Annotated in this window: 28 protein-coding genes and 1 tRNA gene; 20 read left to right on the top strand and 9 right to left on the bottom strand. The window is 62.5% G+C overall.

The features are described 5' to 3' along the window. Positions 1–323: 323 nt before the first annotated feature. The 8 genes from LCM24_RS01465 (at position 324) to LCM24_RS01430 (ending at position 10,464) form a co-directional block, all read left to right on the top strand. Positions 324–2,363, top strand: coding sequence for an alpha/beta hydrolase family protein (locus tag LCM24_RS01465; RefSeq protein ID WP_224802446.1), 2,040 nt, complete (start codon positions 324–326; stop codon positions 2,361–2,363). A gap of 79 nt (positions 2,364–2,442) precedes the next feature. Continuing rightward, positions 2,443–2,892: a methylmalonyl-CoA epimerase gene (mce, locus tag LCM24_RS01460; protein WP_090478940.1), complete on the top strand. Its 450-nt coding sequence runs from the start codon at positions 2,443–2,445 to the stop codon at positions 2,890–2,892. A 22-nt stretch (positions 2,893–2,914) separates the two neighbouring features. Beyond that, the gene (gene scpA, locus LCM24_RS01455) at positions 2,915–5,071 is read left to right on the top strand and encodes a methylmalonyl-CoA mutase (protein WP_224802445.1); all 2,157 of its coding nucleotides are present in this window, start codon (positions 2,915–2,917) and stop codon (positions 5,069–5,071) included. Positions 5,072–5,282: 211 nt separating this feature from the next. Then, entirely contained in the window at positions 5,283–6,293 is a 1,011-nt protein-coding gene (gene bioB / locus LCM24_RS01450) for a biotin synthase BioB (protein ID WP_224802444.1), read from the top strand. 226 nt (positions 6,294–6,519) lie between these two features. Then, a complete protein-coding gene (locus LCM24_RS01445; RefSeq protein WP_224802443.1) occupies positions 6,520–7,299 on the top strand; it encodes a heme-dependent oxidative N-demethylase family protein in 780 nt (259 codons plus the stop codon). A gap of 148 nt (positions 7,300–7,447) precedes the next feature. Further along, a complete protein-coding gene (locus LCM24_RS01440) occupies positions 7,448–7,879 on the top strand; it encodes a hypothetical protein (RefSeq protein WP_224802442.1) in 432 nt (143 codons plus the stop codon). A gap of 74 nt (positions 7,880–7,953) precedes the next feature. Then, positions 7,954–10,020, top strand: coding sequence for an acetyl/propionyl/methylcrotonyl-CoA carboxylase subunit alpha (locus LCM24_RS01435; RefSeq protein ID WP_224802441.1), 2,067 nt, complete (start codon positions 7,954–7,956; stop codon positions 10,018–10,020). Positions 10,021–10,203: 183 nt separating this feature from the next. Continuing rightward, positions 10,204–10,464 carry a hypothetical protein gene (locus tag LCM24_RS01430; RefSeq protein WP_090478926.1) on the top strand — a complete coding sequence of 87 codons (261 nt, stop codon included), beginning with the start codon at positions 10,204–10,206 and terminating at the stop codon, positions 10,462–10,464. A gap of 6 nt (positions 10,465–10,470) precedes the next feature. Here the strand turns inward: LCM24_RS01430 and LCM24_RS01425 are convergent, their stop codons facing one another. Genes LCM24_RS01425 through LCM24_RS01410 form a run of 4 tightly spaced genes read right to left on the bottom strand, consistent with a single transcriptional unit; the run spans position 10,471 to position 13,222 of the window. Next, entirely contained in the window at positions 10,471–10,947 is a 477-nt protein-coding gene (locus LCM24_RS01425; RefSeq protein WP_224802440.1) for a GNAT family N-acetyltransferase, read from the bottom strand. Further along, positions 10,944–11,504 carry a chloramphenicol phosphotransferase CPT family protein gene (locus tag LCM24_RS01420; RefSeq protein ID WP_224802439.1) on the bottom strand — a complete coding sequence of 187 codons (561 nt, stop codon included), beginning with the start codon at positions 11,502–11,504 and terminating at the stop codon, positions 10,944–10,946. Before LCM24_RS01420 ends, LCM24_RS01425 begins: the two co-directional genes overlap by 4 nt. 48 nt (positions 11,505–11,552) lie before the next feature. Then, on the bottom strand, positions 11,553–12,662 hold the full coding sequence (gene aroB / locus LCM24_RS01415; RefSeq protein ID WP_224802438.1) for a 3-dehydroquinate synthase: 1,110 nt from the start codon (positions 12,660–12,662) through the stop codon (positions 11,553–11,555). Next, positions 12,653–13,222 carry a shikimate kinase gene (locus LCM24_RS01410; RefSeq protein ID WP_224802437.1) on the bottom strand — a complete coding sequence of 190 codons (570 nt, stop codon included), beginning with the start codon at positions 13,220–13,222 and terminating at the stop codon, positions 12,653–12,655. Before LCM24_RS01410 ends, aroB begins: the two co-directional genes overlap by 10 nt. 76 nt (positions 13,223–13,298) lie before the next feature. Here LCM24_RS01410 and LCM24_RS12990 point away from each other — a divergent pair, with 76 nt between their 5' ends. From LCM24_RS12990 to LCM24_RS01390, 5 genes are all read left to right on the top strand, one after another. Continuing rightward, positions 13,299–13,433 carry a hypothetical protein gene (locus tag LCM24_RS12990; RefSeq protein WP_263617977.1) on the top strand — a complete coding sequence of 45 codons (135 nt, stop codon included), beginning with the start codon at positions 13,299–13,301 and terminating at the stop codon, positions 13,431–13,433. Continuing rightward, entirely contained in the window at positions 13,430–15,250 is a 1,821-nt protein-coding gene (locus tag LCM24_RS01405; RefSeq protein WP_224802436.1) for a hypothetical protein, read from the top strand. The genes LCM24_RS12990 and LCM24_RS01405 overlap by 4 nt, the downstream gene beginning before the upstream one ends. Positions 15,251–15,257: 7 nt before the next feature. After that, entirely contained in the window at positions 15,258–16,136 is an 879-nt protein-coding gene (locus LCM24_RS01400) for a tyrosine recombinase (protein ID WP_224802435.1), read from the top strand. Between the two features lie 10 nt (positions 16,137–16,146). Next, positions 16,147–17,091: an acetyl-CoA carboxylase carboxyltransferase subunit alpha gene (locus tag LCM24_RS01395; RefSeq protein WP_224802434.1), complete on the top strand. Its 945-nt coding sequence runs from the start codon at positions 16,147–16,149 to the stop codon at positions 17,089–17,091. Between the two features lie 112 nt (positions 17,092–17,203). Beyond that, complete coding sequence (locus LCM24_RS01390; RefSeq protein ID WP_224802433.1) at positions 17,204–18,670, top strand: M48 family metalloprotease; 1,467 nt, start codon at positions 17,204–17,206, stop codon at positions 18,668–18,670. Between the two features lie 84 nt (positions 18,671–18,754). On the opposite strand, the gene LCM24_RS01385 is transcribed toward LCM24_RS01390, so the two are convergent. Both LCM24_RS01385 and LCM24_RS01380 read right to left on the bottom strand, forming a co-directional pair. After that, on the bottom strand, positions 18,755–18,946 hold the full coding sequence (locus LCM24_RS01385) for a Flp family type IVb pilin (protein ID WP_100259056.1): 192 nt from the start codon (positions 18,944–18,946) through the stop codon (positions 18,755–18,757). A 124-nt stretch (positions 18,947–19,070) separates the two neighbouring features. Beyond that, positions 19,071–19,250 carry a Flp family type IVb pilin gene (locus LCM24_RS01380; protein WP_224802432.1) on the bottom strand — a complete coding sequence of 60 codons (180 nt, stop codon included), beginning with the start codon at positions 19,248–19,250 and terminating at the stop codon, positions 19,071–19,073. An 86-nt stretch (positions 19,251–19,336) separates the two neighbouring features. On the opposite strand from LCM24_RS01380, the gene LCM24_RS01375 reads away from it, so the two are divergent. Both LCM24_RS01375 and LCM24_RS01370 read left to right on the top strand, forming a co-directional pair. After that, the gene (locus LCM24_RS01375; protein WP_224802431.1) at positions 19,337–19,759 is read left to right on the top strand and encodes a (deoxy)nucleoside triphosphate pyrophosphohydrolase; all 423 of its coding nucleotides are present in this window, start codon (positions 19,337–19,339) and stop codon (positions 19,757–19,759) included. Positions 19,760–19,803: 44 nt separating this feature from the next. Beyond that, positions 19,804–19,880: transfer RNA gene (locus LCM24_RS01370), tRNA-Arg, on the top strand. 184 nt (positions 19,881–20,064) lie between these two features. Here LCM24_RS01370 and LCM24_RS01365 read toward each other — a convergent pair. After that, positions 20,065–20,475 carry a metallopeptidase family protein gene (locus LCM24_RS01365; RefSeq protein ID WP_224802430.1) on the bottom strand — a complete coding sequence of 137 codons (411 nt, stop codon included), beginning with the start codon at positions 20,473–20,475 and terminating at the stop codon, positions 20,065–20,067. An 88-nt stretch (positions 20,476–20,563) separates the two neighbouring features. Between LCM24_RS01365 and LCM24_RS01360 the strand changes: the two genes are divergently transcribed. The 4 genes from LCM24_RS01360 to LCM24_RS01345 all read left to right on the top strand — a co-directional run bounded on the left by LCM24_RS01360 (position 20,564) and on the right by LCM24_RS01345 (position 24,602). After that, complete coding sequence (locus LCM24_RS01360) at positions 20,564–21,055, top strand: hemerythrin domain-containing protein (protein WP_224802429.1); 492 nt, start codon at positions 20,564–20,566, stop codon at positions 21,053–21,055. 1 nt (position 21,056) lies between these two features. After that, positions 21,057–22,607: a phospholipase D-like domain-containing protein gene (locus LCM24_RS01355; RefSeq protein WP_224802428.1), complete on the top strand. Its 1,551-nt coding sequence runs from the start codon at positions 21,057–21,059 to the stop codon at positions 22,605–22,607. Next, positions 22,604–23,215, top strand: coding sequence for a GTP cyclohydrolase I FolE (gene folE, locus LCM24_RS01350; RefSeq protein WP_100259051.1), 612 nt, complete (start codon positions 22,604–22,606; stop codon positions 23,213–23,215). Before LCM24_RS01355 ends, folE begins: the two co-directional genes overlap by 4 nt. A 148-nt stretch (positions 23,216–23,363) precedes the next feature. Beyond that, positions 23,364–24,602, top strand: a complete 1,239-nt coding sequence (locus tag LCM24_RS01345; protein WP_224802427.1) for an alpha/beta fold hydrolase — start codon at positions 23,364–23,366, stop codon at positions 24,600–24,602. Between the two features lie 87 nt (positions 24,603–24,689). On the opposite strand, the gene LCM24_RS01340 is transcribed toward LCM24_RS01345, so the two are convergent. Both LCM24_RS01340 and LCM24_RS01335 read right to left on the bottom strand, forming a co-directional pair. Then, positions 24,690–24,950 carry a hypothetical protein gene (locus tag LCM24_RS01340; RefSeq protein ID WP_224802426.1) on the bottom strand — a complete coding sequence of 87 codons (261 nt, stop codon included), beginning with the start codon at positions 24,948–24,950 and terminating at the stop codon, positions 24,690–24,692. 79 nt (positions 24,951–25,029) lie between these two features. After that, on the bottom strand, positions 25,030–25,509 hold the full coding sequence (locus LCM24_RS01335; RefSeq protein ID WP_090478877.1) for a peroxiredoxin: 480 nt from the start codon (positions 25,507–25,509) through the stop codon (positions 25,030–25,032). Between the two features lie 177 nt (positions 25,510–25,686). Here LCM24_RS01335 and LCM24_RS01330 point away from each other — a divergent pair, with 177 nt between their 5' ends. Continuing rightward, entirely contained in the window at positions 25,687–26,145 is a 459-nt protein-coding gene (locus LCM24_RS01330; RefSeq protein WP_224802425.1) for an S-adenosyl-L-homocysteine hydrolase, read from the top strand. Positions 26,146–26,280: the final 135 nt, after the last annotated feature.

Below are 26,280 nucleotides of genomic sequence, written 5' to 3'. Positions count from 1 at the left end.
GGCAGTTCAGGGAACACGTAGGAAGTCATTCGGGATCGCACCGCTCGCGTGCACTCGTGTCGATGATCCCGCCGGATATTGGTTCTGGTTTTCGGTTCATTGGATGATCGCAGTTTTCGCGATTTTGATAACGCTGAGCTTCTTTGGGCTCGATGCGAGGTATTGGTTATGAAACTCGGCCGTCCCAACCATATCCGCGTTGCCACGCCATTAATCGACTGAACTCTGCCGTCCATCGAGGCCCGCGCCGCGAGAGGGCGTGTTACCTAGACAATACAGCATCCCCCGGTTAGTCTCCCCGTCATCGAGAGGAGACTGACTTCATGAAGAAAATTTCCCTAGCCGCCGCTGCACTTGCAGGTTCGGCCTTGATGACGGGCGTCGGCCATGCAGAACATCACGCCCTTTCCGATTACGAACTGATCGACCGCGACGAATTGTTCGGCAATCCCGTCGCCAGCCAGGGCCGTATCAGCCCGGACGGCCAGTGGGTCAGCTGGATCGCGCCCGACGAAGGCGTGATGAACGTCTGGGTCGCGCCTGCCAGCGATCCCTCGAACGGCAAGGTCGTGACCGACGACCGCCATCGCGGCATTTCCAATCACCAGTGGACCGTCGACAGCCAGTACGTCTTGTTCGTGAAGGACAATGACGGCGACGAGAACTTCCACGTCTACGCCGCCGATCCCGAAACCGGAGAGACGCGCGATCTCACCCCGCTGCCCGACGGCATCCGCGCGCAGCTGATGGGTGCCAGCCGCGACCGGCCCGGCGTGATCCTGGTCGGCACCAACGAGCGTAACCCGCAGCTGACCGATCTCTATGAATACAATATCGAGACGGGCGAGCGCACGCTGGTTGCGGAAAATCCCGGCTATGCGGCGTGGGTTACCGACAACACCTACAAGCCGCGCATGGCGCTGGCCCCGCAGCCCGATGGCGGCATGAAAGCGGTCTATCTCAACGAGGATATGACGCCGGGCGAAGTCTTCGCCGACATTCCCAGCGAGGACATGCTCAACACCAATATCGTCGGCTTCTCGCGCGACAACAACACGGTCTACATGATCGACAGCCGCGAGCGGAACCTTGCGGCAGGCTTCGCCATCGACCTGACGACGGGCGAGCGTTCGCTTCTGATCGAACCGGACAAGGCGGACCTGAGCCGCGTGCTGGTCGACAACGAGACTTACGAGCCGATCGCCTATTCAACCAATTACCTCCAGGAAGAATGGCAGGCGCTGAACGACGAGGCCGCCAAGGAATTGCAGTTCCTCTCCTCCAAGATTGACGGCGAATACCAGATCCTGTCGCGGACCGAAGACGACAGCAAATGGATCGTATGGGGCGGCTCTGCCGAGGCTCCGGGCCAATATCATGTCTATGACCGGACTGCGCAGACGCTCACCCCATGGTTCGTGACGCGTCCCGATCTCGCCGATGCGCCGCTGCAGCCGATGCATCCGCTTGAGCTCAAGTCTTCGGACGGCAAGACGCTGGTGTCCTACCTCACCCTGCCGCCAGGCAGCGATCCCGATGGCGACGGGCGTCCGGACGAAGCGGTCCCGATGCTGCTGTGGGTCCATGGCGGCCCGTGGGCACGCGACAGCTACGGCTACAACACGGTGCACCAGTGGATGGCCAATCGCGGATATGCGGTGCTGAGCGTGAATTACCGCGGCTCGACCGGCTTCGGTAAGGACTTCACCAATGCCGCCGTCGGCGAATTCGCCGGCAAGATGCACACCGACCTGATCGACGCGGTCGACTGGGCGATTGCGGAGGGCATTGCGCAGGAAGACAAGGTCGCGATCGGCGGGGGCAGCTACGGCGGCTATGCGACGCTGACCGGCGTTGCCTTCACCCCCGACCGCTTCGCCTGCGGTGTCGACATCGTCGGCCCGTCGAGCCTCGTCACCCTGATCGAAAGCTTCCCCGAATACTGGAAGCCGTTCCTCGCCGGGACCTGGTATCGCTATGTCGGCGATCCCGCCGATCCGGAACAGCGCAAGGACCTCCTCGCCCGCTCGGCCATCAGCCGGATCGACGATATCCGCGTGCCCCTGCTCGTGGGGCAGGGCGGCAACGACCCGCGCGTGACCAAGCAGGAAGCCGACAACCTGGTAGAGGCCATGCAGGCCAAGAACCTGCCCGTCACTTACATCAACTATCCCGACGAAGGGCACGGCTTCCAGAAACCGGAAAACCGCCTGAGCTTCTTCGCCGCGATGGAAGGCTTCCTCGGCACCTGCCTCGGTGGGCGTACGCAGCCTATCGGCGACAGCTTCGAAGGCAGTTCGGCGGAAATCCTCGCCGGTGCCGAATATGTCGAAGGACTGGGAGATGTCGAAAGCGGCGGTTGATTGCTGCCTGCCGACGTTCCAAAGAAGCGGCGCGCTCCTGTTTACAGGGGCGCGCCGTTTCTGTTCTGGAGGATGACGCATGAAGCTCGGCCGTCTCAATCACATCGGTGTCGCGACGCCGTCGATCGAGGAATCGATCCGCTATTACCGCGATGTCATGGGCGCGACGCGCTTTCACAAGCCGTTCGATCTGGAAGCGCAGGGCGTGAAGGTCTGCTTCGTCGACACTCCGGGCGAGAATGGCACCAACGGCACACAGATCGAACTGATCGAGCCGCTGGGTGAAGACAGCCCCATTGCCAAATTTCTCGAGAAGAACCCTTCCGGCGCGCAGCACCATGTCTGCTACGAAGTCGAGGACATCGAGGACGCGCGCAAGTGGTTCGAGGATATGGGCAAGCGCATCCTAGGCCCGACGCGCATCGGCGCACACGGCACGCCGATCTTCTTCCTCCACCCCAAGGACATGATGGGCCAGCTGACCGAAATCATGGAAACCCCCAAGGAAAACGCGCACTGGTCGAACTGACCGCGCGGACACGGAACTCACGATGACTGACAAGCCGACATACGACGACTGGAAGGCCCGCGCCGACAAGGAAGTGAAGGGCCGCGACCTGACCTGGCACACGCCGGAAGGGATCGAGGTAAAGCCGCTCTACACCAGCGAGGATACCGAGGGGCTGGACCCCGGTGTGCCCGGCATCGCTCCGTTCACGCGGGGGCCCTATGCCTCGATGTACACCGGCCGTCCGTGGACCATCCGCCAGTATGCGGGCTTCTCTACGGCAGAGGAATCGAACGCCTTCTATCGCCGCAACCTTGCCGCGGGCCAGAAGGGCCTCTCGGTCGCTTTCGACCTCGCCACGCACCGCGGCTATGACAGCGACCACCCGCGCGTGGTCGGCGATGTCGGCAAGGCGGGTGTCGCGATCGACACCGTGCGCGACATGGAAATCCTGTTCGACCAGATCCCGCTCGACACGATGAGCGTCAGCATGACGATGAACGGCGCGGTTATCCCCGTGCTCGCTTTCTACATCGTCGCGGCGGAGCGGCAGGGGGTTTCGCAGGACAAGCTCGCCGGGACCATCCAGAACGACATCCTGAAGGAGTTCATGGTCCGCAACACCTATATCTATCCGCCCGAACCGAGCATGCGGATCGTCTCGGACATCATCGCATATACCTCGGCCAACATGCCGAAATTCAACAGCATTTCGATCTCGGGCTATCACATGCACGAGGCCGGGGCGACGGCCGTGCAGGAGCTCGCCTTCACCATTGCCGACGGCAAGGAATATGCCAAGCGCGCGATGGAAGCGGGCCTCGATATCGACGCCTTCGCGCCGCGCCTGTCCTTCTTCTGGGGCATCGGCATGAACTTCTTCATGGAGATCGCCAAGATGCGCGCCGCGCGTGCGCTGTGGCACGATGTCATGGAAGGGCTGGGGGCGCAGAACCCCAAGTCGAAGATGCTGCGCACCCACTGCCAGACGAGCGGTGTGAGCCTGCAGGAGCAGGACCCCTACAACAACGTCATCCGCACCACGATCGAAGCGATGGCAGCGGTGCTGGGCGGCACGCAGTCGCTCCACACCAATGCGCTGGATGAGGCGATCGCGCTGCCGACCGACTTCTCCGCCCGCATCGCGCGCAACACGCAGCTGGTGATCCAGGAGGAGACCGGCATCACCAATGTCGCCGATCCGCTGGGCGGTAGCTACTACATCGAAAGCCTCACTGCCGCGCTGGTGGACGAGGCCCGAAAGCTGCTCGACGAGGTCGAAGCGGCGGGCGGCATGACCGAATATGTCGCCAGTGGTAAGCCGAAGGCGCAGATCGAGGAAGCGGCGGCTGCCAAGCAGGCGAGCGTCGACAAGGGCGAAACGGTGATCGTCGGCGTCAACAAGTATCGTCTTCCGCAAGAAGCCGATATCGACACGCTCGACATCGACAACCATGCCGTGCGCCAGAGCCAGATCGCACGGCTGGAGAAGGTCCGCGCAGGCCGCGACGAATTCGCCTGCAAGGCCGCGCTCGATGCGCTGGCACGCGGTGCTGCGCAGCGCGAGGGCAACCTTCTCGAACTCGCGGTCGAGGCGGCGCGGCACGATGCGACGCTGGGCGAAATCAGCCAGGCGATGGAAGATGCCTATGGCCGCTACGACACCATGCCGAGGCCCGTGCGCGGCGTGTATTCGCAGGCCTACTCCGAAGACGACCGCTACCAGCAGGTCGTCGCGGGCGTGAAGGCGGTCGAACGCCGCTTGGGCCGCGCACCGAAGCTGATGGTCGCCAAGATGGGTCAGGACGGCCACGACCGCGGCGCGAACGTCATCGCATCGGCCTTTGCAGACATGGGCTTCGAGGTCGTCTCCGGCCCCCTGTTCCAGACGCCCGAAGAAACCCGCGACATGGCGCTTGAAAACGACGTCGACGCCATCGGCGCGAGCAGCCTTGCGGCGGGTCACAAGACGCTGATCCCCGAACTCATCACACTGCTGAAAGAGGCGGGCCGCAGCGACATCAAGGTGATCGCCGGCGGCGTGATCCCGCAGAAGGACTACGACTTCCTGCGCGATGCCGGAGTGCAGGGCATCTACGGCCCGGGCAGCAATGTCGTGGAATGCGCAGCGGATGTGCTGCGATTGCTGGGCCACAACATGCCGCCTGCGGGTGAGGACCTGGACGAGGCGGCGGAGTGATGGATCGTGGATTACTTAAGGCACTCGTAATTTTGCCCGCTTGGCTTTTCGGGGTGGCGATGTTGATGTTGTTTCTCGGCTTCAATGCACCCGGTTTCCAAGACTACTCTCCAAATGGGTGGCGGTTCATAAATTATGGAGTGCCATTGATTGGCGCGCTGGCCTATTTTCCCTTCGCTTGGTGGATAGTGAAGCGAGAGAGAAAGAAGTAATGACCCAAATCCGCACCGATTGGACCCGCGAGGAAATCGCGGGGCTGTTCGACCTTCCCTTCACTGAACTGCTTTTTCAGGCGGCCACCGTCCACCGGCAATACCATCCACCCGAGCAGATCCAGCTGTGCACGCTGCTGTCGATCAAGACCGGCGGGTGTCCGGAGGATTGCGGTTATTGCTCGCAGTCGGTGAAGGCCGACAGCGGGGTCGAGGCGACCAAGCTGATGGAGGTGCAGTCGGTCCTCCAGCGCGCGGCGCAGGCCAAGGATCAGGGCAGCCAGCGCTTCTGCATGGGCGCGGCGTGGCGCAACCCCAAGGACCGCGACATGCCTGCGATCGTCGAGATCGTGAAGGGCGTGCGCAACATGGGGCTGGAAACCTGCATGACTCTGGGCATGCTGACGCCGAAGCAGGCGGACATGCTGAAGGAAGCGGGCCTCGATTACTACAACCACAATGTCGACACCGGGCCGGAATATTACGAGCGCGTGATCTCGACCCGCAACTATCAGGACCGTCTCGACACGCTCCAGAACGTGCGCGATGCGGGCATCAACGTGTGCAGCGGCGGGATTGTGGGCATGGGCGAAACGCGCGATGACCGGGTTGGCTTCGTCCACACGCTCGCCACGCTCGAACGCCATCCTGAAAGCGTGCCGGTCAACGCGCTGGTGCCGGTCAAGGGCACGGTGCTGGGCGACATGCTCGCCGACACCCCGCTCGCCAAGATCGACGATATCGAGTTCGTCCGCACCGTGGCCGTAGCGCGTATCACGATGCCGATGAGCATGGTGCGACTGTCCGCAGGCCGCGAGTCTATGTCCGAGGCGACGCAGGCGCTGTGCTTCATGGCGGGCGCGAATTCGATCTTCACCGGCGACAAGCTGCTGACCGCGCCCAATGCTGGCGATGACAGCGATGCTGCACTATTCGCCAAGCTCGGGCTGACAGCGCTGGCGCAGGAGGAGCCGATGCGGGCCTGCAAGGTGGTGGAGCCTACGGAGTGATCGGGCGGTTTGTCAGAATTTCGAGCATCGCCTTTTCGCTCTTTTCGGTCTTCTTTTGGCTTACCGCTTCGATGATTTTCGAGGTCGTCAAGTTCGTGGCTCCAGATGAGCAGCCGAGCGATACGAGCTACTTTACTGGTAGCGCCATCCCCACGATCATTTACGGACTGATCTGCGCTGCTTTTCTGCAATGGTTCGCTCGCGGAATTATCAAGAGGATACGCGATTGACCTTCGGGTTCTCGGTCGACGAGCTCCTGCCGCGCGCACGCGGTGGCGGCGTACTGAAGATGGGGCTTGCCAAGCTGGACGAGGACGAATGGCTCCAGCCATATCCCGACCTTGCGGCGCGCGAGGCGGGGTTTGCAGCCTATCCGCAAGGCATCCAGCTTTCGCCGGAGGGTGAGGCTCCCGGGGCGGAACTTGCCGCCATGCTTGGTCTGTCGGGTGGCCTGCCCGAAGCGGCGCGAACACATCACGAGGACATGTGCCTGCTCACACTGCGCGATGGCGACGAACAGTACCGCCTCGTCGGCGCGGCGGTGGCATGGCCTTCCGACTGGACGCCTGCCGACAAGATGGGGCTTCCCTTGCGTTCGCTCCACGCCCCGATCCAAGGCTATGAGGACCAGCTTGCCAGCGGTGTCGACCACTTTATGGCCAAGCTGAAGGCGGGCGCGATATACGGTCGTTGCAACTGGTTCATCGCCGCCACGGGAGAGCGCCGCTGGGTGGCGGAGACTCCTGAGCGGGCCTTCGCCCATGTCACGCCCGATAATGCGGGCGAGACACTGTTCGTCCGCTCCGAACGCCAGACCTTGCGGCGTTTGCCGGAAACGGGGGCGATCCTCTTCACCATCGGGATCTACGTCTCCCCGCTGGGAGAGCTTTCGGCAGACAACCAGCAGCGCCTCGCGGTGGCCATGCAGGGGCTTCTCGAAGGCGAGGGCGAGCGTCGCGGAGCGCAGCACTACGCCCATGCCCTGATCGATTTCGTCCAGGCCTAATCGGAAATTCGACGTCGGATCAGCGGATTAGATCGGCTGCTTGACTCTCGCTCGATTCAGGTGGCTAATTCGCCGCGCTGGGGGACAACAGCATACAACCGAACGGATCGCTTCTTAGGGTCGTATTCCTGACTAGGGGGAAGACTGCATGAAGAAGCTAATCTTGACCGCCGCCGCCATTGGCCTCGCCATTCCGGCAACACCTGCCTTTGCGGACGATCACACGCCCGAACTTTCCAAGGTCGACTGGTATCGTGTCAACATGATCAAGTGGAAGCCCGGCAAGGGCGAGCGTGCCCACGAGATCATCGAGATGTTCGCAAAGGTCGATGCGGCGCTGGGCTATAACGACGTGATCGATTTCCACATGCAAACCGGCGATTACGACAGCATCGTCGCCTTGCCGATGCGTGGTGGTATCGCCCAGATGGGCTGGGCCGAAAATCCGGAAGGCAAGAAGTGGGAAGCCGAATTCGTGCGCCAGGTCGGCGGCGAGGCCAAGGCCAAGGCGCTGTGGGAGGAATTCGACTCCCTGATCTTGCGCCAGGACCGCCAGATCGGTCATATCGACCGGGATTGAGGCACTTGCCTTGATACGGGGCCTCCGCTGCGGCATGGACTGCTCACGCTAGTTCGCCTGCATCGGAGGCCCGTTTGTTTTCCAAGATACTGATCGCCAATCGCGGTGAAATTGCCTGCCGCGTCATCAAGACTGCCAAGCGCATGGGTATCGCCACTGTCGCGGTCTATTCCGATGCCGATGCGCGCGCGCCTTTCGTGCGCATGGCGGACGAGGCCGTGCACATCGGTCCGGCGCCCGCTGCCGAAAGCTACCTGATCGCGGACAAGATCATCGCCGCCTGCAAGCAGACGGGCGCAGAGGCGGTGCATCCGGGCTATGGCTTCCTGTCCGAACGCGCCAGCTTCGTGGAGGCGCTGGCGAAGGAGAACATCACTTTCATCGGCCCGCCGACCGGCGCGATCGCGGCGATGGGCGACAAGATCGAATCGAAGAAGCTCGCGCGCGAAGCGGGGGTGAACGTCGTGCCCGGTTTCGTCGGCGAAATCCGCGACACAGAGCACGCGGTCGAGATCAGCAACGACATCGGCTATCCGGTGATGATGAAGGCCAGCGCGGGCGGCGGCGGCAAGGGAATGCGCCTCGCTTACTCTGAAAAGGACGTGCGCGAAGGCTTCGAGGCGACCAAGCGCGAAGGTTTGAACTCCTTCGGCGACGACCGCGTCTTCATCGAGAAATTCATCGAGAACCCGCGCCATATCGAAATCCAGATCCTTGGCGATAAGCACGGCAACATCATTTATCTGAACGAGCGCGAATGCTCGATCCAGCGGCGGCACCAGAAGGTAGTCGAAGAAGCCCCGTCGCCTTTCGTCACACCCAAGATGCGCAAGGCCATGGGCGAGCAATGCGTCGCGCTGGCGCGGGCCGTGGATTATCACAGTGCAGGTACGGTCGAACTGATCGTTTCCGGCGCCGACAAGACGGGCGAGAGCTTCTACTTTCTCGAAATGAACACCCGCCTGCAGGTGGAGCATCCTGTAACGGAAGCGATCACCGGTGTAGACCTTGTAGAGCAAATGATACGGGTTGCGGCCGGCGAGAAGCTCGAAATCACGCAGGACGATGTAAAGATCGACGGCTGGGCGATCGAGAACCGCGTCTATGCGGAAGATCCCTATCGCGGCTTCCTCCCTTCAACCGGTCGTCTCGTCCACTACCAGCCTCCGGTCGAGCCCTGGGCGGACGATGGCGCGGAGAACGGGCGACGCGGTGTCGATGGCATTCGCGTCGACGATGGCGTCTTCGAAGGCGGCGAGGTGTCGATGTTCTACGACCCGATGATCGCCAAGCTCGTCACCTGGGGCGAGACCCGCGACGAGGCGGCGGACCTTCAGGTGCAGGCGCTCGATGCATTCCGGATCGAGGGGCTGGGGCACAATATCGATTTCCTCAGCGCCATCATGCAGCACCCGCGGTTCCGTTCGGGCGAACTGACCACCGGCTTCATCGCCGAGGAGTATCCCGAGGGCTTCGAGGGCGCGCCTGCCTCCGACGAACTCAAGCGGGTGCTGGCTGCGGTGGGCGGCGTTATCGCCACCGCCGATGCCGACCGTGCACGGCGGATCGACCAGCAGTTGAACGGCGACGAATACGCGCCGGGTGACTGGACCATTCGTATCGGGGCAAGCGAAGAAGGCTCATCGACCCATGAAGTGCGTCTGGAAGAGAATGCGCTCACGGTCGACGGTGAGCAGGTCACGATCGAGATGCAGTACACGCCGGGCCAGCGCATGACTGACGTGGCCCTGTTCGACAACGGGGCTGACGAAGATGCCGAGCCGCGCGAAACCTACACTTTCCAGCTGGCTCCGTCGCGCACCGGCTATGCGATCACTACGCGCGGGGCGACGCATCACCTGCGCATCCTCCAGACGCGCATCGCGCATCTGGCCGGTCACATGATCGAGAAGGAACCGCCGGATCTTTCCAAGATGCTGATCTGCCCGATGCCCGGCCTGCTGGTGAAACTGCACGTGGCAGAGGGCGAGGAAGTCCAGCCCGGACAGCCGCTCGCCACGGTCGAGGCGATGAAGATGGAAAACATCCTGCGCGCCGAAAAGCAGGCCGTCGTGGGCAAGATCAACGCCGGCGAGGGCGACAGTCTCGCGGTGGACGAGGTCATTCTCGAACTCGAATAGAAAAGTCGCGCGCGCTTTCCAATAAAGCGTCGCGTTTTGATTATTACCCGATTTGCGCTGATCCTTGCGAAATGCAGGGGTTGGCGTGAAATCGTGGTTAAGAGACTTTTACCGAATCGAACTAGTGGAGATACTGTGGGCCTTCGGTTCGCTTCTGACGCAACACACTCAGGAGTATTACGCATGGCACATAGGGGCACTGGATTTTTCGATACCAGGGGGAATTACCACAAGACCCCCGAGGACGCGACGATCGCCGATCTCGCAGGAATCCTCGGCAAGATCGGCGATGGCGACAGTCTCGCACCGGGCATCGCGCAGATGCTCTTGCAACGCAGGACCGAGATCGAGCGGCTGTTCGGCGAACACGATGCGATGATGGCGGATTACGAGCCTGTGGGGGCAGGCGCGAAGGTCACACGGCTGGAGCCGCGCGCAAGCTGATCCCGACTAGGCAGTAAGGTCCAGATGGTAGCACTGGTTGTGCGGCCCGTTGACGTATTCCGAAAAGGCATCGCCCTTCGCAAAGCCATGCTTCGAATAGAGCGCGATTGCCGGCATGAACTCCTCACTCGTCCCGGTCTCAAGGCTGAGCCTGCTGAGGCCCTCTTCACGTGACAGCTTTATCAAGGCGACCAGCAAAGCCTTGGCAGCACCTTTGCCAAGATGGGCGGGAAGGGTGCGCATGGATTTCAATTCGGCGGTGCCGCCTCCCACTCGTTTGAGTGCGCCGATGGCGATGAGAGTATCGCCTTCCCAGGCTCCCAAGACAGTCGTTTCGGGACCGGTGAGCCCCGTGAGATCGAGCGCCCAGCTGGTTCCTGGCGGCGACATTTCCTCCATGTCCTGCTGGTGAAACGCGATCAGCGAGCGGACCTGCGGGTCATCGAGGTTTGCTACCGCGATCTGCATCTCGAAAATGCTCACTTCCCGCCCTCCAGTTTGCTCGCTTCGATGACCATACGGGCACAATCTTCAAGGCTTCTTGCGCTGGTATCGATCGTGAGATCGTAATCTATGCCTTCATGAATCCTTTGCGCCTGTTCGCGGGCGGTACCAAGAGTGCGGTCTCCGCGCGCGTTTTCACGCTGGATCAATATGTCGACGGGGGCATCGACTTTCACGGCTAGCAAGGTGTGACCCTTCATCGATTGCCGCCACTCCTCAACCTCCTTTACCGTGCACACATCATCAATAACGAGCGGAAATCCGTCATCGGCAAGCTCGCGCGCGAGATTGCGCATCGAGGCTAGCAGCTTCGCACCGCAGGAGCCGGTGTCGATCCTGACCAACGGATTTGGCTCTGTGCCGAGCCGGGTGACCGGAAACCATTGATCTGCGTTTTCCACGCCGGCTGGCAACATGCCGATGAAATCGTCCAGCGATATGTGAAGCAAAAGGTCTTGAGCTTCGGCCTGCATGGCGCGCGCGAGGCTCGTCTTGCCCGAGCTGCTGGAGCCATTGAGTAGTATGGCAGTGGCCATCAGGCGTAGGGGCCATCATTTGGTAGCGAAGTGAATGTCCCGGCCATTTCAATGCGCCTTCAGCTGCTCGTCGAGGAAGAGCGCAACGTCGTCCAGCGTCACGTCCTTGGCGAGATATGCTGCACCGATGCTGCGCAGCAGGATGAAGGGCAGGGTGCCTGCATCCATCTTCTTGTCGTGCAGCATGTGATCGGCCAGCGCGCGCCCGTTGCAGGTCAGGCCAAGCGCGGAAATTTCCGATGGAAGCCCCGCAGCGTCGACCGCGCGGGTCACGCGCTCCGCTTCCTCGATACCGATCTCGCCGCGCCGTGCGGAATAGCGGGCGGCAAGCACCATGCCGAGGGCAACCCCTTCGCCATGCAGCAGGCGGTCGGAAAAGCCTGTTTCCGCCTCCAGCGCATGGCCGAAGGTATGGCCGAGATTGAGCAATGCACGTGCACCGGACGTCTCGCGCTCGTCCTCCGCGACGATGCGTGCCTTCGCCGCAACGCTGGTCGCGACGGCGTGTTCGAGCGCCCCGTTCTCGCGTGCCACCACCTTCGCGCCGTTTTCCTCGAGCCAGGCGAAGAAATCCGCATCGCCTAGCACGCCGTACTTCAGCACTTCCGCATATCCTGCGCGCATCTCGCGGTCAGGCAGGGTGTCGAGCGCCGACAAGTCGGCCAGCACCAGCGAGGGCTGGTGGAAGGCTCCGACGAGGTTCTTGCCTGCCGATGTGTTGATTGCGGTCTTGCCGCCCACCGAACTGTCCACCTGCGCCAGCAGCGTCGTCGGCAATTGGACGAAGCCGCAGCCGCGTTTGAGGATTGCGCAGGCAAATCCGGTCAAGTCGCCAACCACCCCGCCGCCAAGCGCCAGCACGTGGTCCCCGCGCTCGACGCCTTCGGCCAGCAGCCAGTCAGTAAGGCGCGCCAGGCTTTCCCAGCTTTTCGAACTCTCGCCCGGAGCAACATCGTACCAGCGGGGCTCCTTACCCGCTGCGCGCAGGGACGCCTCGACGGCTGCGCCCCAGTGTTTGCGCGCATTGGCATCGGCCACGATCGGCACGGCCTGTTTGCGCAGGAAGGGGGCAGCCTCTTCGGCTACACGGGCGAGCAAATCGCGCGCGACCCGTACCTCGTAGCTGCGTCCGGCAAGTTCGACGTCTATCACTGCCATGCCGCAAGCTCCTCGATGATGCGTTCGACCGCAAGCTCATGCGGGCCATCGCCCGTCACGACGTGAATTTGCGCCTGCGCATAGGCGGGGCTGCGCTGTTCCTTCAGGTCGCGCAGGATGGTGTGCGGGTCGCCGGTCTTCAGCAAGGGGCGCGTATTCTTGCGCGAAGTCCGCTCGACCAGAGTTTCGATGTCGCAATCGAGCCAGATCGCCAGCCCCTGATCGAGGACGAGAGCGCGGGTTTCGGGATCGACGAAGGCGCCGCCACCGGTGGCGATCACGCCGTGCCCTTCTTCCATCAATCTCGCGATCACGCGGCGTTCGCCGTCGCGGAAATAGGCTTCGCCATGGGCTTCGAAGATTTCCGCCACCGTGCGGTCGGCGGCGCGCTCTATTTCCTCGTCTGCGTCGACGAAATCGCGATCAAGCGCCGAGGCGAGGCGGCGGCCGATACTCGTCTTGCCCACGCCCATCAATCCGACCAGCACGAGCGGGCGTGTAATCCTGCGTGCCTGTCGCACGGGATCGGACATATCGTGGGGTGTATGCGCGTTGCTCATTGCCGCTCGGCCTATAGATGGGCTAGGGCGCGGGCAACCCACACGAATATTGATCGAGGATACGAAAATCTTGGCCGTGAAACGCTCGCGTATGATCCTGATCGCTGCGCTCGCCCTCCTGGCGGTGCTGGTCGTGGCCTGGATCGACGGCGGGGAAGAACCGCTGCGCCCGATTTCCGAACCTGTCGAATTGCCGGGAGCAGCAGGATGAAGCGCGGTTACTGGCTGGCCGGTGCGGCCCTCGTGATTTCGTCGAGCGTCGTGGTGGCACAGCGCACGCCGGAGAGCATTCTGCCCGGCGCGGCCAATACGCCAGCACCGGCTCCCGCTCCGGCTCCTGCCACGCCTGCGCCTACGGAAAGCCCGTCGACTTCGGGCGAAATCGTGCAGCCCCTGCCGAGCGCGCCCGCGCCCGTCGACACGTCCGGCGTGAACCTGAGCGACATTCCGTCGGTCGAGGAACTGGAGGCGATGAGCGCGGCGGAACTGGACGAAGCTCTGGGCCTTAGACCGCGATACGATATTCCCCCTGCCGCGCGCCGCGCCACCAGCGAAATCGGAATTATTGCGCCGGCCGAGGGCGGCTTGCCGACCGGCTCGCTCGCGCGCCAACCCGCTTCTATCGTCCGCGCTGCCCTGGGAGGTGTCCAGGGGCCGATGGTTTCGCGCTGGGGTCACATCCTAATGCGCCGCGCGCTCGCCAGCCGCCTCGATGCGCCCCAGGGGATGGGTCCGATCGAATTCGCCACGCTGCGTGCAAGCGCGCTGAACAGCATGGGCGAGTATGCTGTCGCCCGCGCTTTGGTGCAGGATATCGACACGGCGAATTACTCGCCCGCGCTGACCCGCGCCGCGATCGACGCCTATGTCGGGACGAGCGATATCGTGGGGGCATGCCCGGCCATCCGGCTGGGCAAGGTCTCCGACGAAACACCGCATCGCGAGATGCTGGAAGGTATCTGCGCAGCATTTGCAGGCGAGACCCAGCGAGCGCAGAACGACTTGCGCCGCCTGCTGTCGCGTACCGAGGAAGACGACCGGCTCGACGTCCTGCTGGCCCAGCGCTTTGCCGGTGCAGCGGGTGAGGGTCGCCGCGCGGTGACCATTGAATGGGAAGGGTCTGGCGATCTGACCCCGTGGCGCTTCGCAATGGCCAATGCGCTGGGCGAACCCGTCCCGGAAAACCTGACCGACGATCTCGATAATCCGATGCTGATTTCCAGCGCTCTGACGCCGGCGCTTTCTCCGGGCCAACGCATCCGCGGTGCCGATGTGGCGGCGGCATCGGGCGTGCTTTCCGCGCGTGCCATCGTCGATCTCTATTCGCTGCTCTACGCAGAGCGGGAGCAGGCAGGCGAGGATCCTGCGCTGCCAGTAGCCTCGCGCCTGCGCTCCGCCTATGTCGATCCTTCTCCTGCCGAGCGGATCGCAGCCATCCGCGACGTGTGGGGCGGGGCAGACGACCAGTACGGTCGTTACGTCCTGACCGCCTATGCCGCCGCCCGCGTGACGCCGAGCGCGGATTTCGCGGACGAATCCGGAGACCTCATCGCCTCGATGCTGACCGCAGGGCTCGACCGGGACGCGATGCGATGGGCTAGTGCTGTCGATGAGGGCAGTCTCGGCTGGGCGCTGCTGGCGCTTGCCAATCCCCAGGGTGGCACCGTCACCGACGGCCAGCTCGACAGCTTTTTCGACGACGACGAATCCGCTCGCAGCCGCAAATCGCGTATGCTGTTGGCCGGTCTCGCCGGATTGGGGCGTGTCGGGCAGGACGAAATCACCGAATATTCCGACCGGCTCGAAATGAATTTCACCGCGCCCACCCGGTGGACGCGGATGATCGACAAGGCTGCCGAAGTGAACAACGGTGCGCTGGTGGCCTATCTTGCCGGGCTGGGCATGCAGGGCACGAGCTGGGACCAGATGACCGCGCGCCACCTCTACCACATCGTTTCCGCGCTCAATGCCGTGGGCTTGGAAGCGGAGGCCAGGATGATCGCCGCGGAGGCGGTCGCGCGGGCCTGATCGGTCCATGAGCGCAATCGAGGAATTCCTTAACATGCTGGCCGCGGAACGCGGTGCGGCCCAGAACACTATAGCTGCCTACGGACGCGACCTAGCGCAGGCAGAGGAGATCGTCGGCGGCGATCTCGCCTCCGCCAGCAAGGCACAGCTGTCGAAGCTCGGGCAGGGCTGGTCCACGCTTGCCGCCTCGACCATGGCGCGCAAGATTTCCGCGCTGCGCCAGTTCTACGGCTTCCTGATGGACGAGGGGCTGCGCGAGGACGATCCGACGCATGCCCTTCCGCGGCCCGCCACACGGCGCCCCTTGCCAAAGATCCTGACGCACCAGCAGGTGGAGGCACTTTTCGCCCGCGCCGAGGACGAGGCAGCCAGCGAGCGGCCCAAGGCAGTCCGGATGCTGGTCATGCTCGAATTGCTCTATGGTTCGGGTCTGCGTGCGACCGAGCTCGTTTCGCTTCCCCTGTCCGCCGTCCCCCGCGACGAACCTTTCCTCACCGTGACGGGGAAGGGTGGCCAGGCCCGGCTGGTACCGATCAGCCGCCGTGCCACGAAAGCGCTTTCGCGCTGGCTCGCGCTGCGGCCGGGCGGAGCGACCTTCCTGTTCCCCTCGCGCGCCGGGCATATTTCGCGCGTGCGCCTGTTCCAGATGCTGAAGGAACTGGCCGTGCGCGCCGACCTGCCGCCGGAAAAGCTCAGTCCCCACGTGCTGCGCCACGCCTTTGCGACCCACTTGCTGGAGGGCGGGGCGGACCTGCGCGCGCTACAGACGCTGCTCGGCCATGCGGATATCGCGACGACGCAAATCTATACCCATGTCGATGCGGCGCGGTTGGTAAAGCTGGTCAACGAGCGGCATCCTCTTGCCCGCCCGCGCGCGAGCGACTAGCGGGGTGGCAATGGTTTCCTATCTTGAATTCGAAAAGCCCGTTGCCGAACTCGAAACGCGCATTGCGGAACTACGCAGCGCTGCCGAGGGCGACGAGGTCGATATCACGAACGAGCTCCAGCGCCTTGAACTCAAGAGCGCGGACCTGCTGGCATCCACCTATGCCTCGCTCACTCCGTGGCAGAAAACGCAGGTCGCGCGGCATCCCTCGCGCCCGCATTTCCGCGATTATGTCGAATACGCGTTCGAGGAATTCGTGCCGCTGGGCGGTGACCGCGCATATGGCGAAGACGAAGCGATCATGGGCGGCTTTGCCAAGCTGAATGGCCGCAAGATCGTGCTGATCGGCCATGAAAAGGGCAATGATACCGCCAGCCGCATCCGTCACAATTTCGGCATGGGCAAGCCCGAAGGCTATCGTAAGGCGATCCGCCTGATGGAACTTGCCGGCCGGTTCGACCTGCCGGTCGTGACGCTGGTGGATACTTCCGGCGCCTTTCCGGGCGTCGAGGCGGAAGAGCGCGGCCAGGCGGAAGCGATCGCGCGTTCTACCGAGGCCTGCCTCGCGCTGCCGGTGCCAATGGTCGCCAGCATCGTGGGCGAGGGCGGTTCGGGCGGCGCAGTGGCGCTGGCCAGTGCGGAACGCGTGCTGATGCTCGAACACGCGGTCTATTCGGTGATTTCGCCCGAAGGCTGTGCATCCATCCTCTGGCGTACGGCCGAAAAGGCCCCCGATGCGGCAGAGGCCATGAAGGTGACGGCGCAGAACCTGAAGGATCTGGGCGTCATCGACCGCATCGTGGCCGAACCTGTTGGCGGCGCACACCGCGATCCGCGTGCAGCGGCGCACAGCCTAGCGGAAGCGATCGGCGAGGAACTCGACAAGCTGTCGATTCACTCTGCGGAAGAGCTCAAGCGGATGCGTGAGGAGCGTTTCCTGCAGATTGCAGGCTGATCGACCTCATTTGCGCGGTGCGGGAACAAACAGCCGCATCCCCCTGTTCTCCCTAGCGTAAACAACCGGCCGGCGGCGGTGGGACCCGCTCGGCCAGACGAAGGGGAACCCAATGTCCGTCATGAAGACACTCGCCGCATCCACCGCCACCATGGCGCTGGCCCTTACGGGCTGCGCCACGATACCCGATGCTTCAGCGCCGATTTCGCAGAATGAAGCACAGCAGGGGGCCGAGGCCCATCCGCAGCTGCTGGCCGAATTTGGCGGAGCGATGACCGGTCCGCAGGCACAGTATGTGGAGATGGTCGGCCAGAACATCGCCGTCCAGTCGGGCCTTGCCAATGCGCGCGGCAGCTTCACCGTTTCGCTGCTGAACAGCCCGGTCAACAACGCTTTCGCGATCCCCGGTGGCTATGTCTATACGACGCGCCAGCTCGTATCGCTGATGAACAACGAAGCCGAACTGGCCGGCGTCCTAGGTCACGAAGTCGGTCACGTTGCGGCCCGCCACTCGCAGCGCCGCCAGCAGGCCGCGCAGCGTAACTCGATCCTCGGCGTGCTCGGCGCGATCGCTAGCCAGGCCCTGCTTGGCGGCACCGGCCTTGGGCAGCAGCTCGGCCAGCTTTCGCTGCAGGGCTCGCAACTGCTGACCCTCAAGTTCTCGCGCAGCCAGGAGCTGGAAGCCGACCGCCTCGGCATCCAGTATCTCAACCAGGCAGGATACGACACGCGTGCAATGGCTACCGTGCTGTCCAGCCTCGCGGCGCAGAACTCGCTCGATGCGCAGTTGATGGGACGCGACAACGCGCGCCTTCCGGAATGGGCATCGACCCACCCCGATCCTGCCAGCCGTGTCCAGACCGCTCTGAACTATGCGCAGGAAGTTGGCGGAACCGGCCGCGTGACGAATCGCGACACCTTCCTCACTCGCATTGACGGGATTCTCTACGGGGATGACCCGCAGCAGGGCGTCGTCGAAGGGCGCCAGTTCATCCATCCGGACCTGCGCCTTGCATTCACCGCGCCGCAGGGCTTTTACATGGTTAATGGCACGCGCGCCGTCACCATCAGCGGCCAGAGCGGCAAGGCTCAGTTCTCGCTCGGGCCGTATAATGGCAATCTGCAGAGTTACGTCACCAGCGTGTTTGGTGCGCTGAGCGACCAGCAGCAGGTTCGCCCCGCCAGCATCCAGACCACCACGGTCAACGGATTGCCTGCCGCCTACGGCACCGCGCGGGTCAATTCGGGCAACCAGAACCTGGATGTCACAGTGTTCGCGTATGAATTCTCGAACGACCGCGCCTATCACTTCCTGGCGCTGACCCCGGCGGGCCAGTCGGGCACGTTCAACTCGATGTTCTCGTCGATGCGCCGGATTACCGCGCAGCAGGCGGCCAATGTCATTCCCCGTCATGTGGATGTCGTGACGGTCGGATCGCGCGATACGGTTGCGACTATGGCAGCGCGCATGGCCTATGACAGCGGACAGGAAGCGCGCTTCCGCGTGCTCAACGGCCTCTCGTCGACCGATCGCCTGCAGGCCGGGCAGAAGGTGAAGATCGTGGTGCGGGGGCGCTAAGCCCTCCATCACTTTTACCGCAGGCAACAAAAAAGGCGGCGAGGTTTCCCTCGCCGCCTTCTTTTTTCGTTACCGAAGGGTCTATTAGACGCCGTTCGGAGCCTTGGCGTTTGCCGTAGCCATTTCACCGTCAACGGTGTTGAAGGTCGTGCTGAGCTCGCCACCGAGGCTCTGCATGGCAGTGATAGCAGCAACAGCGATAAGAGCAGCGATCAGGCCGTACTCGATAGCGGTTGCACCTTCTTCGTTGCGACGCAGCGTTTTGATGAACTTCATGTGTAGTCTCCTGGTTCAGTCTTCGTTACCCGGCTCTCGCCCCTGTTGAAGCTTGAGCAATTCTCGTTCTGACGCCGACAAGTTGACAAATTGCTAATCAACGGGCCGACTTCTTCACTCCCGTTCAGACCCCCGTGGCCGCCGAAATCGTCGTGGCCACCCTGTTCCACATGTCGATAGTGGTCTGCCCGAATGAGCTGACCGCACCGATCATGGAGAGGAAGATCAGAGCGAGAATCAGCCCGTACTCAACAGCGGTGGCACCTTCGGTGTCGCGTCCCAGTTTTTTGAGAAATTCGACCACTTTTGTTGCCCCCAAAGTCAATTCGTAGCTGACATCGTCGAACTACTCGGTCAGGCGTTAAGAAAAGGTTTCGCGAAGGATCAATTTTGGAAAATATTCCGACATGGCGCTGCGTGGTCGCCCTTGCGCTGGGTAACGGGGAGGGCCGCTGGCTGATGCACAAACGCCCCGATCACAAGCACCACGGCGGGTTGTGGGAGTTCCCCGGCGGCAAGGTGGAGCAGGGAGAAACGCCCGCCTGCGCCTTGGTTCGCGAGGTGAAGGAAGAATTAGGGATAGATGTCCGCGTCGGGGATCTCTCGCCCTGTTGCTTTGCGCAGGAGAGTTCAGAAACCAGCGAGCGCCCGATTGTCATACTTCTTTACACCTGCACCCGATGGACCGGGAAACCCGCTGCGCTGGAAGGTGGCGCGGTGGAGTGGGTGAGGGGCCGGGACATCGATAAACTGGCCAAGCCGCCGCTGGATATCGAGCTTGCTGCACATTTGCTCGCCAAAATGCCCGATTAGGTGTTGCCAAGGCCGCATCGCCTGCCTATGTGCCGCCCTCCAACGCGCCAGTAGCTCAGCTGGATAGAGTACCTGACTACGAATCAGGCGGTCGGAGGTTCGAATCCTTCCTGGCGCGCCAAACAAGCCCATGACCCTTTCGGGGTCGTGGGCTTTTTTGGTTGGTCGGTATGAATGTTCGAACCGTTCGGAGTCGAAGCCGCGCAGCGGCGCAGACGGCCAGAGCCGCGAAGCGGCGTCGGCCAATCCTTCCTGGCGCGCCAAACAAGCCCATGACCCTTTCGGGGTCGTGGGCTTTTTTGGTTTTAGGGCTGATCCTGGTCCGCGCGGTCTTCCAGCGCGTGCATGTCTTCATCGCTGAAGCCGAAGTGGTGGCCCGCTTCGTGAATGACGACGTGGCGCACCAGATCGTCCATGCGCACGCCTGTTTCCCTCCATTCAGCAATGAGCGGTTTGCGGAAGAGCCAGATGCGTGCCGGCATGCGTCCGCTGGCCCAGATCGAGCGATCAGGAAGCGATTCGCCTTCGTAGAGGCCGGTTAGGTGCCATTTGCTCTCGATCTCGACGGCGGCGAGCTGTTCCTCGGTGGCGAAGTCCTCCACCCGCAGGACGATTTCTTCCATCTGCACGCGGAAATGATCGGGCAGCGATGCGCGGACGGCCTCTGCCATCTGTTGCATCTGCTCCTGCGTGGGCCCCGATCGATCGTGAAGCATTCGTCCTATATGAGTCGCCACCTATCATCGTGCAAGGACGGAACCCGCCGCGCCTTCGCCTGTTCAAACAGGCAAAGGAGAAACACCCATGTCCGACACCACCGAAATCTTCGATCGCCTGAAAGAAGACCACGATCGCCACCGCGAGCTGATCGACAAGCTGCTCGAGACCAGCGGAGAGAGCCAGGAGCGCGAAGAGCTCTTCACCGAACTGACCAAGGAACTGAAGAGCCATGCCGCCGCAGAAGAGCAGGCGCTCTATTCCACGATGCTGCGCAAGCCGCCGACCACCGACGAAACGCGCCACTCGGTTGCCGAGCATCATGAAATCGACGAAATGCTCAACGATCTTGCCGCGACCGATATGTCTGAAGGCGGCTGGCTGACCAAGTTCAAGACCTTCGCCCACGATTACCGCCACCACATCGACGAGGAAGAGGAAGACCACTTCCCCGATTTCGCCAATTACCTGGACAAGGAAGACGAACAGCATATGCGCGAGGTCTTCGATCGGCGTAAGAAGGAAGAGAAGGCGCAAGCCGAAGTGACGCCCGAGAAGAAAGAGGACGCCAAGGAGTAAGATGGCCAAGGGGGCGGAGGGGCAACCCGCAGATCCGAAACAGGTGACCCGGCTCGACGAAGGCGTCGAGCCGGGTGTCTGGCGTTATGCCAAGGTCGACCGTGCGCGGGTGATCATCGATGCGGCGGACTATTTCGCCGCGATGCAGGAAGCGATGATGAATGCGAAGCATCGCATTTTCCTCATCGGCTGGGATTTCGATACCCGCATCCACCTGGGCGAGGGACGCCGCTGGTGGCAGCGGCCCTTCAGGGACAAGTATCCCGCGCGTCTGGGCAGTTTCTTCTCCTGGCTCATCAATCGCGAGAAATCGCTGGAAATCCGTATCCTCAAGTGGAGCTTCGGCGTCTTCAAATTCGTCCTGCGCGGCTCCATGTGGTGGGACCTGGTCCGCTGGGCGCGCCATCGGCGGATCGATTTCAAGTTCGACAGCGCCCACCCGACCGGCTGCAGCCACCACCAGAAGATCGGCATCCTCGACAATTCGCTGGCCGTGTGCGGCGGTATCGACATGACCGTGAAGCGGCTCGACACGCGCGAGCACAAGGAGGACGAGCCGATGCGCCGTACTCCGCGCGGCGAACCCTACGAGCCCTGGCACGATGCCTCGATGATGATGGAAGGCGAGATCGCCGAGGCCCTCAGCGACCTTGGGCGCGATCGCTGGATCAGGGCGGGCGGCACGCCGCTGCTGCCGATCCAGTCGCGCGAGGAAAGCCTGTGGCCCGAAGGCCTGGAGGCGACTTTCGAGAACGTGGAGGTCGGCATCGCCCGTACCCGCGCCGAACACCGCGAATGGTCAGAGGTGAAAGAGATCGAGCATCTCTTCGTCGACCACATCAAGCGCGCCGAAAAATTCATCTACGCCGAAAGCCAGTACTTCGCCTCGCGTGCAGTGGCGGAAGCGATCATCCAGCGGGTGCAGGAAGAAGATCCGCCGGAAATCGTCATCGTCCATCCCGATAAGGCCGACGGCTGGCTGGAACAGCAGGCCATGGACCATGCGCGCGCCGAGATCGTGCGCTGCATCGAGGAAGTCGATCACAAGCACCGCTTCACCATCTGGTGCCCATGGTCCGGCGAAACCCCGATCTACGTCCATGCCAAGATGATGATCGTCGACGACAAGATCTTCCGCATCGGTTCGGCCAATCTCAACAATCGCTCCATGGGCCTCGACAGCGAATGCGACGTGTTCGTCGATTCAACGCGCCCCGGTAACGAGCACGCCGCCGATCCCATCCGCGCGATCCGCCACTCGCTTCTCGCCGAACATTGCGGCGTGGAAGAGGACGAGGTGCCCGAGATGCTGGCACGCTACGGCTCGATGGCCGCCATGATCGACCACACGGTCACCGAGGACGGCCGCAACCTGCGCCGCTATCACCCGCCGGATCTCAACGATGCGGAAAAGGCGGTGGCCCAAAGCGGCATCCTCGACCCTGAAGACCCGGAAGATATGTTCGAGCCGTTTGCAAAAGGCGGGCTTTTCCGCAAGGGAAGCCGCCTCGAACGGGTTCGCACCAAGATCAAAGGGAAGTGGGGCAAGTGAGCAGCCTTGTAGGTCCAGACGAAGACGATCCGCGCGGTAAGCCGCCGGTACCGGAACACGTGCAGGACGCGATCCGCACCTTGATCGAGTGGACCGGAGACGATCCCACCCGCGAAGGTCTTCTCGACACTCCCGCGCGCGTCGCGCGCGCGTGGAAGGAATACTGTCTCGGCTACACCGAAGACCCTTCCTATCACCTCAGCCGCGTGTTCGAAGAGGTCGGCGGGTATAACGAAATCGTCCTGCTCAAGGACATTCCGTTCCAGTCGCATTGCGAACACCACATGGCGCCGATCATCGGCAAGGCGGCCATCGCCTACCTGCCGAACGACCGTGTGGTGGGCATCTCGAAACTCGCCCGCGTGCTCCACGGCTTCGCGCGCCGCCTGCAGGTGCAGGAGCGCCTGACCGCAGAGGTCGCCGATTGCATCTGGGAGCATCTGCAGCCCCAGGGCGTCGCTGTGGTGATCGAAGCCTCGCACAGCTGCATGACCGCCCGCGGCGTGCGCACGCCCGGCGTCGGCATGATCACCAGCCGCATGATGGGCACCTTCCTCGAAGACCAGCGCAGCCGGAAGGAAGTGCTCAGCCTGATGGGGTATGGCTGAGCGTCAAAGGCGCGATAAAGCTTAGCGCATGATTTCACCAGGTGGTTGCGTCTCATCCGCTTAGGTGTATTATCCGTGTATGTCACCAAAAGATATGATCGGATTGAGCCTCTTTGCACTGACAGCATGCACCACCTCGCCGACAGAGGTGGCTTCTGCCAACGCTCAGGCCACGGCACCCAACTTTTCCCCGGGCCCATGCGAGGTTGGCATTTATGGTGAGCCGGGCGGTCCTTTCGTCGCCATTACGCGATCTCAAGACGGCTTTCGCTACGCGTTCGAAGATGGCCGGACCGGATCGACGGAGAACGCGGATGAAGTCGTCCGATGCGCAGAAGGCTCCATCCTCGTCGAGGGCGAACACCTCTGGTCCGCTATCCCGATACGGGTAACGAACACCCGCTTCGCCTCCGGTGAGGTAATGCTGGCGGGGCAACTGCTGGAACCTGCCGATGCCGATAGTGACACGCCCCTTATTGCCTATGCGCACGGTTCCGAGCCGACAGGGTGGATAGAGGCCGTCCGCGATCCGTATCAGATGCTCGGGCGGGGCATTTCGGTGTTCGTTTTCGACAAACGGGGCACCGGACAGTCCGAAGGACGCTATTCGCAGAATTTTCCGCGCCTTGCCGATGATCTGGCTGCCGCATCGATGGAGGCGAAGCGCCTGGCGGCGGACCGGTTCGGCCGTTTCGGCCTGGTCGGCCTGAGCCAGGGAGGATGGGTCGCGCCGCTGGCTGCAGAACGGTCGCAGGCCGACTTCATCGCCATCGGCTACGGCCTCGTCGCAGATATTCGCGAAGAAGATGCCAGCCAGGTGCAAAAGGAACTTCGCGACGCCGGCTACGGTAAGGAAGTCCTCGCGATTGCGCAGGAGATCACCGACGTCACGGCGCGGGTTGCTTCCTCGGACTATAAGGACGGCCTGGACGATCTGGCGGCAATCCAGCAGCAATATGCATCCGAACCCTGGTTCCAGCTAATTCGCGGCGGCTACACAGGCGTTTTCCTGAACACGCCCGTTGAACAGCTGAGGGAAGAGGGCGTGCCCCGGTTTAACGATCTCGATATCGATTGGTCGCTTGAGCCGATGAGTGTCCTGCGGGATGTAGAAGTACCTCAACTCTGGGTCCTTGCGGGCGAGGATCGAGAAGCCCCGATCGACCTCACGCTTGAACGTCTCCAGAGCCTTCGTCGCTCCGGGAGCGATATTGCGATCCGTGTATTTCCCGAGACCGATCACGGCATGTGGGAGTACGAGCAATCTCCCGATGGATCGCGCGAATACCTTCGTGTCACGCCGGGATATTATGATCTCATGGCCGACTACATCAAAGGAACGACCGGTCGCGACTACGGACGCTCCGTTTCGGTAGCAGTGGAGTGAGGTCTAACCTTCGCTAGCGTGGGGAAGGGCCGGTCTTCCCTCGCTCACCTCGAAAATCGCCACGGGGTAGCTAGGCCGCAACCGCTGCTATCCGCCGAACATCCTCTCGATAAGCCCGCGCTTCTTGCGGACCGGCGCCGTTTCTCCGGCGAGGGTGTAGAGGTAGTTGCCGAGCTGGACCGCCTGTTCTTTGCTCAGGAAATAGCGGTACTCGCGCACGTCCTCTTCGCTTTCGACGACCTTGCGCGTGCTTTGCATCTTGAGCGCGATGCGTTCGCCTGCCGGTGACGAGCTCCATCCCAAGAGGATGCCGAAATTCTCGTCGCTGCTGTCTTTCCCCTGCGTCATGCCCGAAAGACTGCGCCCCGCCGTGCCGTGAGGCAAGACGGGGCGCCGCTTTGTCCGCAATCGGGACAGGTAATGCGGGTTACATCTGGCCGAGCATGTGCTCCGCGCTCGATACCGAGAAATCACCCGGTGCTTCCACGTTGAGCTGTTTCACAACGCCGTCTTCGACCAGCATGGAATAGCGCTGACCGCGCTTGCCCATGCCGAAGCCGGAGCCGTCCATGGTGAGACCGACCGCTTCGGCGAAATCGGCGTTGCCGTCTGCCAGCATGGTCACGTCATCCGCGTCGTTGGCTCCCTTCCAGGCGCCGAGCACGAAGGCATCGTTGACCGCGGTGCAGGCGATCTCATCGACGCCCTTGGCCTTCAGGTCGTCTGCCTTTTCGACATAGCCCGGCAGGTGCCGTGCAGAGCAGGTGGGGGTGAAAGCACCCGGCACCGAAAACAGTGCCACGGTCTTGCCCTTGAAATACTCGCTCGACTGGACCTGCTCGGGTCCATCGGGCGTTGCCTTCACCAGCGTTACATCGGGGAGGCTGTCGCCTACAGCGATTGTCATTTGATAAAACTCCTGTGTCTTCCCGTCCACACTCACGATGTAGAGAGACGAACCGTGCATGCAAGGGAGTCGAGTGGTTAACCTCGGTTTACTGCGCGGGTTTAAATCCCGGTAAATTTTTGCACTCATGGTTTCCATCGCGGGCAACGGGTCGTCCGCGAAGGGAGACCAGGGACTATGAAATATCTGAAGAATTTTGCGCTCGCGGCTTCGGCGGCAGCGATGCTTTGCGTGCCGACCACTGCCAGCGCCGGGACGGGCGACGAGCAGATCCGCAAGCTGGACATCATGCTGATGGTGACGTCGCTGCGGTGCCGCATGGGAAGCGACGACTTCCAGCACCATTATCGCAAGTTCTCTTCCAACCACCTGTCTACGCTCAATGGCGCGGCGCGGCGGATGGAGCAGGGCATGGTGCAACGCCACGGGCGCAAGGGCGCCAAGCGCAAGCTCGACCAGATCAGCGTCGGCATGGCGAACCAGTACGGGCAGGGACACCCGTGGCTGGGCTGTGCCGAACTGAAAGAGATCACGTCGGACCTTGCAGGTTCCAAGGATCCTGCGGTCCTGGCGCAGGCGGCCGACGAACTGCTCGGACCGCGTCCGCGCAGCGGCGGGCGTTACGCACGACGCTGAGGCCTTTCGGGATACGCGAGGGAGGGCAGCAGAGGGGCGCTGTTGCCCTCCCATAAAGGAAGGGCTAGGGGCGGCGCATCTGTGTGCCGCCCCTTCTCCGTGCGCGGCGCGTGAATCCGGACATATCAAGAAAAG

It is taken from the genome of Qipengyuania aquimaris (genome assembly GCF_020171965.1).
Lineage (GTDB): Bacteria > Pseudomonadota > Alphaproteobacteria > Sphingomonadales > Sphingomonadaceae > Qipengyuania > Qipengyuania aquimaris_A.
Note: the sequence above shows the minus strand (reverse complement) of the source record. Positions and strands in the feature narration are given on the sequence as shown.

Excerpts from the sequence above, each read along its gene's own strand:
- LCM24_RS01465 (WP_224802446.1), top strand. The coding sequence starts at position 324 with ATGAAGAAAATTTCCCTAGCCGCCGCTGCACTTGCAGGTTCGGCCTTG.
- mce (WP_090478940.1), top strand. The coding sequence starts at position 2,443 with ATGAAGCTCGGCCGTCTCAATCACATCGGTGTCGCGACGCCGTCGATC.
- scpA (WP_224802445.1), top strand. The coding sequence starts at position 2,915 with ATGACTGACAAGCCGACATACGACGACTGGAAGGCCCGCGCCGACAAG.
- bioB (WP_224802444.1), top strand. The coding sequence starts at position 5,283 with ATGACCCAAATCCGCACCGATTGGACCCGCGAGGAAATCGCGGGGCTG.
- LCM24_RS01440 (WP_224802442.1), top strand. The coding sequence starts at position 7,448 with ATGAAGAAGCTAATCTTGACCGCCGCCGCCATTGGCCTCGCCATTCCG.
- LCM24_RS01430 (WP_090478926.1), top strand. The coding sequence starts at position 10,204 with ATGGCACATAGGGGCACTGGATTTTTCGATACCAGGGGGAATTACCAC.
- LCM24_RS01420 (WP_224802439.1), bottom strand. The coding sequence starts at position 11,504 with ATGGCCACTGCCATACTACTCAATGGCTCCAGCAGCTCGGGCAAGACG.
- aroB (WP_224802438.1), bottom strand. The coding sequence starts at position 12,662 with ATGGCAGTGATAGACGTCGAACTTGCCGGACGCAGCTACGAGGTACGG.
- LCM24_RS01410 (WP_224802437.1), bottom strand. The coding sequence starts at position 13,222 with ATGAGCAACGCGCATACACCCCACGATATGTCCGATCCCGTGCGACAG.
- LCM24_RS01405 (WP_224802436.1), top strand. The coding sequence starts at position 13,430 with ATGAAGCGCGGTTACTGGCTGGCCGGTGCGGCCCTCGTGATTTCGTCG.
- LCM24_RS01400 (WP_224802435.1), top strand. The coding sequence starts at position 15,258 with ATGAGCGCAATCGAGGAATTCCTTAACATGCTGGCCGCGGAACGCGGT.
- LCM24_RS01395 (WP_224802434.1), top strand. The coding sequence starts at position 16,147 with ATGGTTTCCTATCTTGAATTCGAAAAGCCCGTTGCCGAACTCGAAACG.
- LCM24_RS01390 (WP_224802433.1), top strand. The coding sequence starts at position 17,204 with ATGTCCGTCATGAAGACACTCGCCGCATCCACCGCCACCATGGCGCTG.
- LCM24_RS01385 (WP_100259056.1), bottom strand. The coding sequence starts at position 18,946 with ATGAAGTTCATCAAAACGCTGCGTCGCAACGAAGAAGGTGCAACCGCT.
- LCM24_RS01365 (WP_224802430.1), bottom strand. The coding sequence starts at position 20,475 with ATGCTTCACGATCGATCGGGGCCCACGCAGGAGCAGATGCAACAGATG.
- LCM24_RS01360 (WP_224802429.1), top strand. The coding sequence starts at position 20,564 with ATGTCCGACACCACCGAAATCTTCGATCGCCTGAAAGAAGACCACGAT.
- LCM24_RS01355 (WP_224802428.1), top strand. The coding sequence starts at position 21,057 with ATGGCCAAGGGGGCGGAGGGGCAACCCGCAGATCCGAAACAGGTGACC.
- LCM24_RS01340 (WP_224802426.1), bottom strand. The coding sequence starts at position 24,950 with ATGACGCAGGGGAAAGACAGCAGCGACGAGAATTTCGGCATCCTCTTG.
- LCM24_RS01335 (WP_090478877.1), bottom strand. The coding sequence starts at position 25,509 with ATGACAATCGCTGTAGGCGACAGCCTCCCCGATGTAACGCTGGTGAAG.
- LCM24_RS01330 (WP_224802425.1), top strand. The coding sequence starts at position 25,687 with ATGAAATATCTGAAGAATTTTGCGCTCGCGGCTTCGGCGGCAGCGATG.